Source organism: Enterobacter sp. Y17 (genome assembly GCF_019730495.1).
Classification (GTDB): Bacteria; Pseudomonadota; Gammaproteobacteria; order Enterobacterales; family Enterobacteriaceae; genus Enterobacter; species Enterobacter asburiae_B.
Map to the genome: position 1 here is coordinate 1,967,534 of NZ_JAASKP010000001.1, position 14,709 is coordinate 1,982,242.

Here is a 14,709-nt window from a genome sequence, read left to right on the forward strand (position 1 = left end):
ATCATCTATTACTGTCATCCGCGATGTCTGTCACAAACTGTTGCAATAGCGTTAACTGCTTCAAACTTTGGTTGATTATTGTCCCATCTCCAGCGCCAAACGCTTGACGACTTCTTTCGTTTCTCTAAATTGTACAAGCGTGAGATGGCGAGGTTTTGAACAGCCCCCACTCCACCACCGGTTCATTCCATCTTAACTTATAAGATTTACGAAGGATGTCGAAGCATGGAAATGGGTACTGTTAAGTGGTTCAACAACGCCAAAGGGTTTGGCTTCATCTGCCCCGAAGGCGGCGGCGAGGATATCTTCGCTCACTATTCCACCATTCAGATGGATGGTTACAGAACGCTCAAAGCCGGGCAGTCCGTCCGGTTCGATGTACATCAGGGACCAAAAGGCAATCATGCCAGCCTAATCGTACCCGTTGAAGCAGAGACGGTTGCATAGCTCTCTGTTTTATTGTGTACATCCCGCAGTCAAAATGCCAGCCCGATCGGCTGGCATTTTTATTTTCGGGTTATTCCCGAGCCAGCGCGTCCACCGGATCCAGCCGCGCCGCGTTGCGGGCGGGCAACCAGCCAAACAAAATGCCGGTAAAGGTCGAACACAAAAATGCGGTAATAATGGCAACCGGCGAGAAGCCAATCTCCCAGCCGGGTAAAAAGAGCTGAAGCGCAAACGCGATCATCATCGAGAGCGCAATACCCATCGCCCCGCCAACCAGACACACCAGCACCGCTTCAATCAAAAACTGCTGCAGCACGTCGCTGGCCCGGGCGCCGACCGCCATGCGAATGCCGATCTCCCGGGTACGTTCGGTTACCGACACCAGCATGATATTCATCACCCCGATGCCGCCGACGACCAGCGAAATCACCGCCACCAGCGTGAGGAACAGCTGAAGAGTACGTGTGGTCTTTTCCGCCGTTTTCAAGAGGCCGTCCATATTCCAGGTGAAGAAATCTTTCTTCCCGTGGCGCAGGGTTAACAGCCGTTCAAGCTGCTGTTCGGCCAGCGCGCTGTCGTAGCCCTCCTTCACGCGTACGGTGATGGAGTTGAGCCATGACTGCCCCATAATCCGCCCTGAGATGGTGGTGTAGGGCAGCCAGACGCGCAGGATCTTACTGCTGCCAAACATCGACTGCTTCTCTTCCGCCACGCCGATGACCGTGGCAGGCATGTTGCCGACCAGAATCACTTCGCCAACCACGTTGGCTTTGTTTGGGAAAAGCTGCCTGCGCGAGTTCGCGTCCAGCACCACCACCTGCGCCCTGCCCGCCAGCTGCTCGGCGTTGAAGGTGGCACCTTCGCTGAAGGTCATGCCGTAGACGTTGAAATAGTCTCCGCTCACGCCGTTAGCGCTGGCGGCCACGTCAACGTTGCCCACTCGCAGACGCAGGTTCTGCGAAACCGCAGGCGTGGCGGAGTTCACCCACGGCTGCTTCTGAATCGCCGCCAGATCGTCGTATTTCAGCGCCTGCTGATACTGCGGCTCGTCGTCGCCAAAGTCTTTGCCGGGATAGACGTCAATGGTATTGGTGCCGATGGCGCGGATATCGGCCAGCACCAGCTGCTTCGCCGCGTCGCCCACCACCACAATCGACACCACCGAGGCGATCCCGATAATGATGCCGAGCATCGTCAACAGGGTACGCATTTTATTGGCCGCCATCGCCAGCCAGGCCATGGTCAGCGCCTCGCGAAAGCCGCTGGAGAACTGCCCCCAGCCTGTTGATGCCGGCAGCGCTTCTTTCGGCGCCGCTGCCCTGGACTCACGCGGCGGCGGATTGCTGACCAGCTCGCCGTCGTGGATCTCAATAATGCGTTCCGCCTGCGCCGCTACCTGCGGATCGTGGGTAACAATGATGACAGTGTGGCCCTGATCGCGAAGCTGGTGAAGGATCGCCATCACCTCTTCGCCGGAATGGCTGTCAAGTGCCCCGGTCGGTTCATCCGCGAGGATCACCTGCCCGCCGTTCATCAGCGCACGGGCAATACTCACGCGCTGCTGCTGGCCGCCGGACAGCTGCGAGGGCTGGTACTCCACCCGCTCCGCCAGCCCCAGACGCGTCAGCAGCATCTGCGCGCGCTCAAGTCGCTTTTTCCGCTCGACGCCCGCATACACCGCAGGCACTTCCACGTTCTGCGCCGCATTCAGGTGAGAAAGCAAATGGTAACGCTGGAAGATAAAGCCGAAATGTTCCCGACGCAGCTTCGCCAGCGCGTCGCCGTCCAGCGTGGAGACATCCGTCCCGGCCACGCGATAGGTACCGCTGGTCGGTTTATCCAGACAGCCGAGAATGTTCATCAGCGTCGATTTACCGGAACCCGATGCCCCGACAATCGCCACCATCTCGCCCGCTTCCACGCGCAGGGAGATGCCCTTCAGCACCTCCACCGGACCGTCGCCTGACGGATAGCTGCGACGAATGTTATTCAGCTCAAGCAGCGCCGTCATTTAGCGGCTCCGGGCAGGCTTTCGCTGACAACAACCTCCTCGCCCTCTTCCAGACCTTTCACCACCACCACGTCGGTGTCGTTGCGCGCGCCGATCACGACCTCGCGCTCGCGCGTTTCGCCGTTGCGCAGCACTTTCACTTTATAACGGCTATCCCCGGCGGACTCACCGAGCGCTGAGAGCGGAATGGTCAGCACGTTCTTCACGCCGGTCAGCTGGATATGCACCTGTGCGGTCATATCCAGACGCAGCACGCCCTGCGGGTTTGGCACCTCAAAGCGGGCATAGTAGAAGATAGCGTCGTTAACTTTTTCCGGCGTCGGCAGAATGTCTTTCAGCACGCCTTCGTAGCGCGTCTGCGGGTCGCCAAGCACCGTAAACCAGGCGTTTTGTCCGGGCTTAAGATGGATAACATCCGCCTCTGAGACCTGGGCTTTGACCAGCATGGTGCTCATGTCAGCCAGCGTCAGAATGTTTGGCGCCTGCTGCGCGGCAATCACCGTCTGGCCCTGCAGCGTGGTGATCTGGGTGACTTCGCCCGCCATCGGCGCGACGATTTTGGTGTAGTCGAGGTTGGTTTTTGCCGTATCCAGCGAGGCCTGATTGCGTTTGATTTGCGCGTCAATCGTGCCAATCTGCGCCTGTTTCACCGCCAGTTCTGTGGTGGCAGTATCTAAATCCTGTTTCGAAATAGCCTGGGTTTTGGCCAGCGCCTGCTGACGGGTCAGCGTTACCTGAGCCAGGTTACGTTCTGCCAGCGCCTGCGCACGCTGCGCGCGCAGCTCCATCAGCGTGGCTTCCACCTCGCGGATCTGGTTCTCAGCCTGCTCAGGATCGATAACGCCGAGCAGCTGGCCTTTTTTCACCTTGTCACCAATCTCAACCGACAGCGTTTTCAGCTGGCCGCTGACCTGAGCGCCGACGTCAACCTTGCGCAGCGCGTCAAGCTTGCCCGTCGCGAGGACGTTTTGCTGCAGTTCGCCCGGGCGAACAATCAGTGTCTGATACTGCGGCACCGGCGCATTCAGCACCTGCCATAGCCAGTACCCACCGGCTAAAACCGCGACCGCCAGCAGCAGAAACAGCGTTCTGCGTTTTCCCTTGAGGTTCATAAATATTCCAAATAAATGTTCTGGCAATTATAAATGTTGATTCTATCTAAACGACTCCTCAACGAAACCCCTGTTCTCCGAAATCGCCCTAATTTGTTTACGAGACGTTGACATTTCCCCTGTTGAAATAGCGATATTCCAAAAGGATCAGGATCTACCATGTCTTCTATCGTCGATACATCACTTTCAAACCTGCCGCAGCCAAAAACCGGCTGGCAACTCTTCAAAAACCTGGCTTTTGGTGAGATCGCACCCGGGCTGGCATGGGAAAAAACCGCCTACCGACGCAAGTTCATGCTGCGTTCACTGGCGACACCGCTCAGCACCGCTCGCCTGCTGTCTGATCTTGCGAAACATCCGCACCTGATGCAAATGCTCCAGGTTCAGCCGGGGCTGCCGTGTCGCCTTCATCGTCCGTGGCTGACGGTCAATATGGATCGACAGCGTGCGCTGGAATCGCTGTCCTGGCACTATCAGATGATGTGTCGCCAGCTGCCGGCGACGCTGACAAAGGGTTACCTTTCAAAGCAGGGCGTGACTCTGCTGACCTTAACCGGAAAAGATGAACAGCAATTTACCGTCCGCCTGTGTGCCGACGCGTTTATGGATAAAGAGGGAGAAGCTACCCTCGTTTTCTGTGACAGTCAAAATACGGCGCTGGCGGAGATGACCTTTACGCTATGCCAGTTTGAGGGAAAATCGACGCTGTTCATTGGCGGTTTGCAGGGTGCAAAAGCGCATGTTCCCCACGAGCTGATCCAGGGTGCGACGAAAGCCTGCCACGGTCTGTTCCCGAAACGTCTGCTGGTCGAGGCCGCAATGACACTCGGCGCCGCGTTCCCGGTAGAGCAAATAGTCGCCGTCAGTAACGCTACCCACATTTATCGCAGCTGGCGCTACCGCAAGAAAAAAGAGGGCAAACTGCTGGCCGATTACGACAGTTTCTGGAGCTCCATCGGCGGTGAAAAGCAGGACAACGGTAACTTTATGCTGCCGCTCGTCATGCCGCGTAAACCGATGGAAGAGATCGCCAGCAAAAAACGCTCCGAATATCGCCGCCGCTACGAACTGCTGGATAGCCTGATTCAGCAGGTGAAACAGGCGACCCAGCGCTAATCCGCTTTCCCGCGTGCCAGCCACAGCACGCGGGAGAACATCTTCCGCAGCAGGGTCGGTACCGCCTCCACGCCGCGCCTTCCCGCTTCCGTCGCCACTTCAATGGCTAAATCCGGTTTTGACGAACGGTGAATGGCTTTGGCGATCACCCGCCGCATGTTCATTGGGACATCGACCGGCACCATGGCAATTCGGTGGAAGACGTCGTCGAACCCCTGCCGATACATAAAGTGTTCCATGTCCATCGCGGGCAGCATGGTTAAATGGTCGCGCTCTTCCTCGCGCTCGTTATTCAGCAGGCTCCGCACGGTCGAGGCATATTTTTTACCCGCCTCATCACCGTCTACCAGCACGTGCCACTCGATCCCCATCCGGCGGGCAAATTTTATCAGCGGCTTTAATCCCGACTGGGCGAATTCGATCACCTTAATGCCTTCCGCATCAAAATGGTGGCCGCACTGGCGCGCCAGCTCGTTGATGACCCAGGTTTCCGTCTCCCCCTCCACCAGCAGCCAGCAGCGGGCAAAGAGCGACGACGCCCGATTAAAGCGAATATGAAACGCGATGCGCCGCCCGTCTTCCGCATTCAAACCGCCCGGCCCAAGCCGGAAAGCGGAGACGCGGGAGGATTCACGCACCAGGCGACAGACGTGTTCTACCGGCGTCAGCGATAATAATTCCCCGGAATTGGTGGTCGTAATGCGCTGTAGCGGCAACAGATTCAGCAGATGCCATGCCACAGAGAGCATGATGGGATGCAGGCGCGTTTCCGGGTCTTCCACCAGCAGCAGCGGCCGGGCGTCCCGGTCCAGACGAACGGTGCCTTTGGCCTGCAGAAGCGTTGAAAACAGCCCCAGCAAAATCACCCGATGGGTGCGACCGCCGGGCCGGTCGATCATCCGGTTAATGATGTCGAGGTAACGCCAGCTTCGCTGCTCATCATGAGAGCGGCGGCGCATCAGACGGTGGCGCGATTCCGACGTGCCCTGCTCGGAAAAATAGTGCTCAAGGAGTTGCACCATTGCGGACAACCCCTGACGAATTTGGCCATCGGTCAGATTCTGCGGACGCGACACCAGCTCTCTGGCCAGAAAATCCAGCTCGCGGGCGGTGACTTCCACTTCCGGCATATTGGGTACGGTTCCGTTACGAATACGCCGCATAAAGCGTGCATCGCGCAGGCGTAACACCGGCGTCAGGCGGATCAGGTGGCGGGCCAGATCGTCGATATTGTCCAGCGGGATCGGGTTGGCTTTCTCATCGAGAAAATCACGCAGGGTGAGTACCCCCTCGTTCTCCGCCATCTCGCCTTCCAGCCGATAGAAAATCCGGTGGAAACCGTCATCGCACGGCACCCAGCAGGGTGACAGCGGGCGGAAGCGACGCACGCGGTGACGTCCGGGTTCGGATTCGCGGAACGTCAGGATGATATGCAGGTGCTTCTCGCGCCCCGTCACGTCGCCGGGCGGGAACCAGAAATCGTCGCGGACGAAGTGATACAGATCGTCCTCGGGCGAAAGCAGTAGCGTCAACGCATCCAGCAGGCTGGACTTACCCCACGCGTTCTCGCCGATCAGGACGTTGTTTTGCTCCAGCTGCAGCGACAGGCGGTTAATACCGCGAAACCCGACAATTTCCACACGTTCGAGAAGCATAAATCCCCCGCGATATGATCACTTTTTCCTTCAAGTTATCAGCAGTATAGCGGGATGCAGACGGGCTTGACACTGCAATCCGCCTCCATAACCTGGCGGAAGCACGAAAAATTCAGAATTTATCCATCAGGTTTCATTTGAAATAACCCACATCTCGCAAGATACTACCGCCCGCAAATTGGACTATGCTCTATTTACCTCCAGTTTGAACAAGGATTGACATCACATTGCCTTAAATCAAATTAATCGAATTTATTTAAGTGGCGAAGGGGTGTTGTTGGTTTTTAAAATACGGGCTCTTTGAGTCGTCATCCCTTTATGGCGATATATCCCGCACGCGGGAAAGCGTGCGGATAATTATTTGAGGTGGTTATGTTTAGAAAATTGGCAGCAGAATGCTTTGGTACATTCTGGCTGGTATTTGGTGGCTGCGGTAGCGCCGTTCTGGCAGCAGCATTCCCGGAATTAGGTATCGGTTTTGTCGGCGTTGCGCTGGCTTTTGGTTTAACCGTATTAACCATGGCGTTTGCCGTGGGACATATTTCCGGCGGTCATTTTAACCCGGCAGTAACGTTAGGTTTATGGGCGGGGGGCCGTTTCCCGGCGAAAGACGTGATTGGCTATATTGTGGCGCAGGTGGTTGGCGGTATTATCGCGGCGGGCGTTCTGTACGTGATTGCCAGCGGTAAAGCCGGCTTCGACGCGGCGGCCAGCGGCTTTGCCTCTAACGGCTTTGGCGAACACTCTCCGGGCGGCTACTCCATGCTGTCTGCCATCGTGATTGAAATCGTGCTTACCGCCGGCTTCTTGCTGGTGATCCACGGCGCAACGGACAAACACGCCCCGGCCGGTTTTGCCCCGATTGCCATTGGTCTGGCGCTGACGCTTATCCACCTGATTTCTATTCCGGTCACCAACACCTCCGTTAACCCGGCACGCAGTACCGCCGTCGCCATCTTCCAGGGCGGCTGGGCGCTTGAGCAGCTGTGGCTGTTCTGGGTGATGCCAGTTATCGGCGGTATTCTGGGTGGCGTGCTGTATCGCACCCTGCTGGAAAAACGCGATTAATCTTTCCTCCCTCTCCCCGTGGGAGAGCTCCGGGGTGAGGGCTTCAGGCCGCACACCCCACGTAGACACAAGCCGGGTAAAGCGTAGCCGCCGCCCGGCTTTCTTTTGCCGCTTTACTGAACAGCCTTTATTGGGTAGTGTCACTGGCGCTTAACCGATATTCAAAAAGGACCGGCTGTTCATGTTTTCAGGACTCCTCATCATTTTGCTGCCCTTGATCGTGGGCTATCTTATTCCGCTGCATCGTGAATCCGCATTAAGGCTCATTAATCGATTCCTGAGCTGGATTGTCTACGTTATTCTTTTCTTTATGGGGATTAGCCTGGCATTTCTGGACAACTTATCGGCGAATTTACTCTCCATCCTCCATTATTCTGTCGTCACCGTGGTGGTTATTTTGCTGTGCAATATTGCCGCGCTGCTGTGGCTGGAACGCACTATTCCATGGAAAAATCACCATCATCAGGAAAAACTCCCTTCACGAATTGCAATGGCGCTTGAATCATTAAAATTATGCGGCGTCGTGGTGCTCGGTTTTCTTCTTGGGCTGACCGGTTGGGCATTTTTACAGCACGCGACTGAGGCAAGTGAATATACGCTGATCTTCCTGCTGTTCCTGATCGGTATTCAGCTGCGAAATAATGGCATGACGCTGAAACAAATTGTCCTCAACCGTCGGGGAATGATGGTTGCGGTTATGGTTGTTGCCAGTTCAATGGTGGCGGGCGTCATCAACGCCTTTATTCTCGATCTTCCCCTGAAAACCGGCTTGGCGATGGCGTCCGGTTTTGGCTGGTATTCGCTCTCCGGTATTCTGCTGACCGAATCATTCGGACCGGTGATCGGCAGCGCCGCCTTCTTTAATGATCTGGCGCGCGAGCTGATTGCCATCATGCTGATCCCGAGCCTGGTTCGCCGCAGTCGTTCTACCGCGCTGGGTCTGTGCGGCGCGACGTCGATGGACTTTACCCTGCCGGTACTACAACGCTCCGGAGGTCTGGAGATGGTTCCCGCGGCTATCGTGCACGGCTTTATTTTAAGCCTGCTGGTTCCGGTCCTGATGGCCTTCTTCTCTGCCTGATACTTCTTTGGCGGTAGGTTTCCTGCCGCCAAAATTGCGCTAAATCAATCTCCCTCTATTTTGTAGCAGAAAGCCCTTTTCTCCGTTCTGGCACAGGCATAACCTTAAACATGTATATCAAATATAACTTTAACAGGTGTGATTATGTTTTGTGTGCAATGTGAACAAACCATCCGTACCCCGGCAGGCAATGGCTGCTCTTACGCACAGGGTATGTGCGGCAAAACCGCAGAAACATCTGACCTGCAGGACCTGCTGATTGCGGCTCTGCAAGGCCTTTCCGCATGGGCGTTCAAAGCCCGCGAATACGGCATTGTCGAGCACTACGTCGACAGCTTCGCCCCGCGCGCGTTTTTCTCCACGCTGACCAACGTTAACTTCGACTCTCCGCGCATTGTCGGCTACGCCCGCGAAGCGATTGCCCTGCGTGAGGCGCTGAAAGCCCAGTGCCTGAAGGCGGATGCCTCCGCTCGCGTGGAAAACCCGATGTCAGAACTTCAGCTGGTCAGCGACGATTTGGGCGACCTCCAGCGTCAGGCGGCAGAATTCACCCCGAATAAAGACAAAGCGGCGATTGGCGAGAACATTCTCGGCCTGCGCCTGCTGTGCCTGTACGGCCTGAAAGGCGCTGCGGCCTATATGGAGCACGCGCACGTTCTGGGTCAGTACGACAATGAGATTTATGCCCAGTACCACAAAATCATGGCGTGGCTGGGCACCTGGCCTGCCGATATGAACGCCCTGCTTGAGTGCTCAATGGAAATCGGCCAGATGAACTTCCGCGTGATGAGCATTCTGGATGCCGGTGAAACCAGCACCTACGGCCACCCGACGCCGACGCAGGTCAACGTCAAGGCAACCGAAGGCAAGTGCATTCTGATTTCCGGTCACGACCTGAAAGATCTCTACAACCTGCTGAAGCAAACCGAAGGCACCGGCGTTAACGTTTATACCCACGGCGAAATGCTGCCGGCGCACGGCTACCCGGAGCTGCGTAAATTTAAGCATCTCATCGGTAACTACGGCAGCGGCTGGCAGAACCAGCAGGTGGAGTTTACCCGCTTCCCTGGCCCTATCGTGATGACCTCTAACTGCATCATCGACCCGACCGTCGGCGCGTACGATGACCGCATCTGGACCCGCAGCATCGTTGGCTGGCCGGGCGTGAGCCATCTTGAAGGTGACGATTTCGGTCCGGTTATCGCCCAGGCGCAGCAGATGGCAGGCTTCCCGTACAGCGAGATCCCGCACCTTATTACCGTCGGCTTCGGTCGTGAAACCCTGCTGGGTGCCGCTGATTCGCTGATCGATCTCGTCAGCCGTGAAAAGCTGCGCCACATCTTCCTGGTCGGCGGCTGCGACGGCGCGCGCGGCGAGCGTAACTACTTCACCGATTTCGCCACCAGCGTGCCGGAAGACTGCCTGATCCTGACCCTGGCGTGCGGCAAATACCGTTTCAACAAGCTGGACTTCGGCGACATCGAAGGTCTGCCGCGCCTGATCGATGCGGGCCAGTGTAACGATGCTTACTCGGCCATCATTCTGGCGGTCACCCTGGCGGAGAAACTGGGCTGCGGCGTGAACGACCTGCCGCTGTCGCTGGTGCTGTCATGGTTCGAGCAGAAAGCGATTGTCATCCTCCTGACCCTGCTCTCTCTCGGCGTCACCAACATCGTGACTGGCCCGACCGCGCCTGGCTTCCTGACGCCGGACCTGCTGGCGGTGCTGAACGAGAAATTCGGCCTGCGTTCCGTGACCAACGTTGAAGATGATATGAAACAGCTGCTGAGCGCGTAAGGAGTTATTCATGACCATGCCAACCTCACAATGTCCGTGGCGGATGCAGGTTCATCACATCCATCAGGAGACGCCGGATGTGTGGACGCTGTCGCTGCTGTGCCATGACTACTATCCGTACCGTGCAGGCCAGTACGCGCTGGTCAGCGTTCGCAATTCGGCGGACACGCTGCGCGCCTACACGATCTCCTCCACGCCGGGCGTGAGCGAGTACATTACGCTCACCGTCCGCCGCATTGACGACGGCGCGGGCTCGCAGTGGCTGACGCGGGACGTCAAGCGCGGGGATTACATCTGGCTGTCCGACGCGCAGGGGGAATTCACCTGTGACGATAAGACGGACGATAAATTCCTGCTGCTGGCGGCGGGCTGTGGCGTAACGCCAATTATGTCGATGCGCCGCTGGCTGGCGAAGAACCGCCCGCAGGCCAACGTGCAGGCGATCTTCAGCGTCCGTTCCCCGGAAGATGTGATTTTTGCCGGGGAGTGGCGTAATTATCCGGTAACGCTGGTGGCGGAGCACAACGCGACCCACGGCTTTGTGCCCGGTCGCCTGAGCCGCGAGCTGCTGCAAAGCGTGCCGGATATCGCGAACCGCACCGTGATGACCTGCGGCCCGGCGCCGTACATGGATATCGTGGAGAAAGAGGTGAAAGCGCTTGGCGTGACGCGCTTCTTCAAAGAGCAGTTCTTCACGCCGGTGGCGGAAGCGGCAACCAGCGGCATTACCTTCACCAAACTGCAGCCTGCGCAGACCTTCTTTGGCCGCGTGGGGACCACGCTGCTGGAGGCGCTGGAAAGCAACAAGGTGCCGGTAGCGGCTGCCTGTCGTGCGGGCGTGTGCGGCTGCTGTAAGACGAAGGTGGTTTCCGGGGAGTACACCGTCACCAGCACCATGACGCTGTCGGACGCGGAAATTGCCGAGGGTTACGTGCTGGCATGCTCATGCCATCCACAGGGCGATCTCGTCCTCGCATAAACGGTAAACGTTCGATCGTAGGCCCGGTAAGCGTCAGCGCCACCGGGCTTTTTGTCGGGTGGCACTGCGTTTATCCGACCTACAATAACCCTACCGCCACGCGGGCGCTTTACCCAGCGCAAACCGCCCCGCCCCTAAAAACGCGACCGCCAGCGAGCCGATAAAGAAATACACCAGGCTTTCAATCGCCCATGCGCCTACCTTATCGAGGGCGAGCGTTTCCCCCATTCCCCCCATCAGCCACGCCACAATCATCGTAAAGGCCAGCACCAGCGCGGCCGGACGCGTAAAGAGCCCGACAATAATCAGGATCGGTGCCACCACTTCGCCAACCAACACGCCGTAGGCGATAAATCCCGGCAGCCCTTTTTCCACCAGCATGCCGCTGATAAAGCCCACGCCGCCAAAAAGCTTGTGCAAACCATGAAAAAGCATCAGCCCGCCGACGGCAAGTCGTAACAAGAGTTTGCCAAGATCGTCGCACGATAGCTTTTCATTAACAGCGATTAACAATGATTTAACCATTTGAAATAATTCCTTTTTTTACTGAGTTAACACCAGATTATGCCGAATAATTGCGCATGAAAAGCACCTTTTAATTGGGAGGATGCGACGGGCAATACGGAGACTTTCTTCTAAGCTTGTAAGCGATATCACAAAAAGGAGACGGACAACCATGAAACAAACCGTGGCTGCATATATAGCGAAAACGCTCGAACAGGCTGGCGTGAAACGTATCTGGGGCGTAACCGGCGATTCCCTGAACGGACTTAGCGACAGCCTCAACAAGATGAAGACCATCGAATGGATGCCCACCCGCCATGAAGAGGTTGCCGCCTTCGCCGCAGGCGCTGAAGCGCAGATCACGGGGGAACTGGCCGTCTGCGCCGGATCGTGCGGGCCGGGTAACCTGCATCTGATCAACGGCCTCTTTGACTGTCACCGTAACCACGTGCCGGTGCTGGCGATTGCCGCCCATATCCCCTCTTCCGAAATCGGCAGCGGCTATTTTCAGGAGACGCATCCGCAGGAGCTGTTCCGTGAATGCAGCCACTATTGCGAGCTGGTTTCATCTCCGGAGCAGATCCCGCAGGTGCTGGCGATCGCCATGCGCAAAGCCGTGCTGAACCGCGGCGTTTCTGTGGTCGTTATCCCGGGCGATGTGGCCCTCAAGGCTGCGCCAGAAGGGGCCAGCACCCACTGGTATCACGCCCCGCAGCCGGTGGTGACGCCTGCGGAAGAGGAGCTGAAAAAGCTGGCACAGCTGCTGCGGTACTCAAGTAATATCGCCCTGATGTGCGGCAGCGGCTGCGCGGGCGCGCACAAGGAGCTGCTTGAATTCGCCGGTAAGCTTAAGGCCCCCATTGTTCACGCCCTGCGCGGCAAAGAGCACGTCGAGTACGACAACCCCTTTGATGTGGGGATGACCGGTCTGATCGGTTTCTCCAGCGGCTTCCACACCATGATGAACGCCGACACGCTGATCCTGCTCGGCACCCAATTCCCGTATCGCGCGTTCTACCCGACGGATGCGAAAATCATTCAGATTGATATCAACCCGGCCAGCATCGGCGCGCACAGCAAGGTTGATATGGCGCTGGTGGGCGATATCAAATCTACCCTTTCCGCCCTGCTGCCGCTGCTGGAAGTAAAAACGGACCGCAAGTTCCTTGATAAAGCCCTGAGCGACTATCGCGACGCCCGCAAGGGGCTGGACGACCTCGCCAAACCGAGCGACAAAGCCATTCATCCGCAGTATCTGGCGCAGCAGATCAGCCATTTCGCGGACGAAGACGCCATCTTCACCTGCGACGTGGGCACGCCAACCGTCTGGGCGGCACGCTATCTGAAGATGAACGGCAAGCGTCGCCTGCTCGGCTCGTTCAACCACGGCTCTATGGCCAACGCCATGCCGCAGGCGCTGGGCGCAAAAGCGACGGCGCCGGAGCGTCAGGTGGTGGCGATGTGCGGCGACGGCGGGTTCAGCATGCTGATGGGGGATTTCCTGTCGGTGGTGCAGATGAAGCTCCCGCTGAAAATCGTGGTCTTTAACAACAGCGTGCTGGGCTTCGTGGCGATGGAGATGAAGGCCGGAGGCTATCTCACGGACGGCACCGAGCTGCACGACACCAACTTCGCGCGCATCGCCGAGGCCTGCGGCATCACCGGCATTCGCGTGGAGAAAGCCTCAGAGGTGGACGAAGCCCTGCAGCGCGCATTTTCCATCGACGGTCCGGTGCTGGTGGATGTCGTCGTCGCCAAAGAAGAGCTGGCGATCCCGCCGCAGATCAAGCTTGAACAGGCCAAAGGCTTTAGCCTGTATATGCTGCGCGCCATCATCAGCGGGCGCGGCGACGAGGTGATCGAACTGGCAAAAACCAACTGGCTCAGGTAAAACATTTCGCATGACCTCTTAAAATAAAGGGATGTGAAATGATTGATTTACGCAGCGATACCGTAACCCGCCCGAGCCGCGCCATGCTCGAAGAGATGATGGCCGCCCCGGTCGGGGATGACGTTTACGGCGATGACCCAACGGTTAACGAACTGCAGCGTTACGCGGCAGAGCTGAGCGGCAAGGAAGCGGCCCTGTTTCTGCCAACCGGCACGCAGGCTAACCTGGTGGCGCTGCTCAGCCACTGCGAGCGGGGGGAAGAGTATATCGTCGGCCAGGGCGCGCATAACTATCTCTACGAAGCCGGCGGCGCGGCGGTGCTCGGCAGCATTCAGCCGCAGCCGATTGACGCCGCGCCGGACGGCTCCCTGCCGCTCGATAAAGTCGCGGCGAAAATCAAAGCTGACGATATTCACTTCGCCCGCACCCGACTGCTCAGCCTCGAAAACACCCACAACGGCAAAGTGCTGCCGCGCGAATACCTGAAAGCAGCGTGGGAATTCACCCGCGAGCGCCGGCTCGGCCTGCACGTTGACGGCGCGCGTATCTTTAACGCCGTCGTGGAGTATGGCTGCGAGCTGAAAGAGATTGCGCAATACTGCGACTCGTTCACCATCTGCCTCTCAAAAGGGCTGGGCACGCCGGTGGGCTCTCTGCTTGTGGGCGACGCGGACTACATCAAGCGCGCCAACCGCTGGCGTAAAATGACCGGCGGCGGCATGCGTCAGGCGGGTATTCTGGCGGCTGCCGGGCTGTATGCCCTGAAAAATAACGTGGCGCGCCTGAAGGACGATCACGACAACGCCGCGTGGATGGCGGCGCAGCTGCGCGAGATTGGCGCCGACGTGATGCGCCACGACACCAACATGCTGTTCGTACGCGTGGGCGATGACCGCGCCGCCGCGCTGGGTGAATTTATGAAATCACGTGGCGTGCTGATCAACGCCTCACCCGTCGTGCGCCTGGTCATGCATCTCGACGTGAGCCGCGAACAGCTGGCGGACGTGGTGAAACACTGGCAGGCGTTTTTACAGCGATAAGGAGCATC

At 57.8% G+C, this 14,709-nt stretch carries 12 protein-coding genes; 8 read left to right on the plus strand and 4 right to left on the minus strand.

Features of this window, described 5'->3' with window-relative positions; translation table 11 throughout:
- Positions 1-225: 225 nt before the first annotated feature.
- Complete coding sequence (cspD, locus tag HCH49_RS09220) at positions 226-447, plus strand: cold shock-like protein CspD (protein WP_006809408.1); 222 nt, start codon at positions 226-228, stop codon at positions 445-447.
- Between the two features lie 70 nt (positions 448-517).
- On the opposite strand, the gene macB is transcribed toward cspD, so the two are convergent.
- Together macB and macA are read right to left on the minus strand one after the other, a co-directional pair.
- The gene (gene macB / locus HCH49_RS09225) at positions 518-2,458 is read right to left on the minus strand and encodes a macrolide ABC transporter ATP-binding protein/permease MacB (protein ID WP_032658224.1); all 1,941 of its coding nucleotides are present in this window, start codon (positions 2,456-2,458) and stop codon (positions 518-520) included.
- A complete protein-coding gene (macA, locus tag HCH49_RS09230; protein WP_096150398.1) occupies positions 2,455-3,570 on the minus strand; it encodes a macrolide transporter subunit MacA in 1,116 nt (371 codons plus the stop codon). Before macA ends, macB begins: the two co-directional genes overlap by 4 nt.
- Before the next feature lie 159 nt (positions 3,571-3,729).
- On the opposite strand from macA, the gene HCH49_RS09235 reads away from it, so the two are divergent.
- Positions 3,730-4,686 (plus strand): VirK/YbjX family protein, encoded by a 957-nt coding sequence (locus HCH49_RS09235; RefSeq protein ID WP_058842117.1) that lies wholly within the window; start codon positions 3,730-3,732, stop codon positions 4,684-4,686.
- On the opposite strand, the gene HCH49_RS09240 is transcribed toward HCH49_RS09235, so the two are convergent.
- Positions 4,683-6,341, minus strand: a complete 1,659-nt coding sequence (locus HCH49_RS09240) for an ATP-dependent endonuclease (RefSeq protein ID WP_029739481.1) — start codon at positions 6,339-6,341, stop codon at positions 4,683-4,685. The genes HCH49_RS09235 and HCH49_RS09240 overlap by 4 nt on opposite strands.
- 372 nt (positions 6,342-6,713) lie before the next feature.
- Between HCH49_RS09240 and aqpZ the strand changes: the two genes are divergently transcribed.
- The 4 genes from aqpZ (at position 6,714) to hcr (ending at position 11,266) form a co-directional block, all read left to right on the plus strand.
- The gene (gene aqpZ / locus HCH49_RS09245) at positions 6,714-7,409 is read left to right on the plus strand and encodes an aquaporin Z (RefSeq protein ID WP_033145073.1); all 696 of its coding nucleotides are present in this window, start codon (positions 6,714-6,716) and stop codon (positions 7,407-7,409) included.
- A 181-nt stretch (positions 7,410-7,590) separates the two neighbouring features.
- Entirely contained in the window at positions 7,591-8,490 is a 900-nt protein-coding gene (locus HCH49_RS09250) for a lysine exporter LysO family protein (protein ID WP_033145072.1), read from the plus strand.
- Positions 8,491-8,634: 144 nt separating this feature from the next.
- Entirely contained in the window at positions 8,635-10,287 is a 1,653-nt protein-coding gene (gene hcp, locus HCH49_RS09255; protein ID WP_221702554.1) for a hydroxylamine reductase, read from the plus strand.
- A 10-nt stretch (positions 10,288-10,297) separates the two neighbouring features.
- Positions 10,298-11,266 carry an NADH oxidoreductase gene (gene hcr / locus HCH49_RS09260; protein ID WP_064672200.1) on the plus strand — a complete coding sequence of 323 codons (969 nt, stop codon included), beginning with the start codon at positions 10,298-10,300 and terminating at the stop codon, positions 11,264-11,266.
- Between the two features lie 90 nt (positions 11,267-11,356).
- Here hcr and HCH49_RS09265 read toward each other — a convergent pair whose 3' ends face one another.
- The gene (locus tag HCH49_RS09265; RefSeq protein WP_221702555.1) at positions 11,357-11,791 is read right to left on the minus strand and encodes a DoxX family protein; all 435 of its coding nucleotides are present in this window, start codon (positions 11,789-11,791) and stop codon (positions 11,357-11,359) included.
- A gap of 151 nt (positions 11,792-11,942) precedes the next feature.
- Between HCH49_RS09265 and poxB the strand changes: the two genes are divergently transcribed.
- Both poxB and ltaE read left to right on the plus strand, forming a co-directional pair.
- The gene (gene poxB / locus HCH49_RS09270) at positions 11,943-13,661 is read left to right on the plus strand and encodes a ubiquinone-dependent pyruvate dehydrogenase (RefSeq protein ID WP_221702556.1); all 1,719 of its coding nucleotides are present in this window, start codon (positions 11,943-11,945) and stop codon (positions 13,659-13,661) included.
- Positions 13,662-13,699: 38 nt separating this feature from the next.
- A complete protein-coding gene (gene ltaE / locus HCH49_RS09275) occupies positions 13,700-14,701 on the plus strand; it encodes a low-specificity L-threonine aldolase (protein ID WP_033145067.1) in 1,002 nt (333 codons plus the stop codon).
- Positions 14,702-14,709 lie beyond the last annotated feature (8 nt).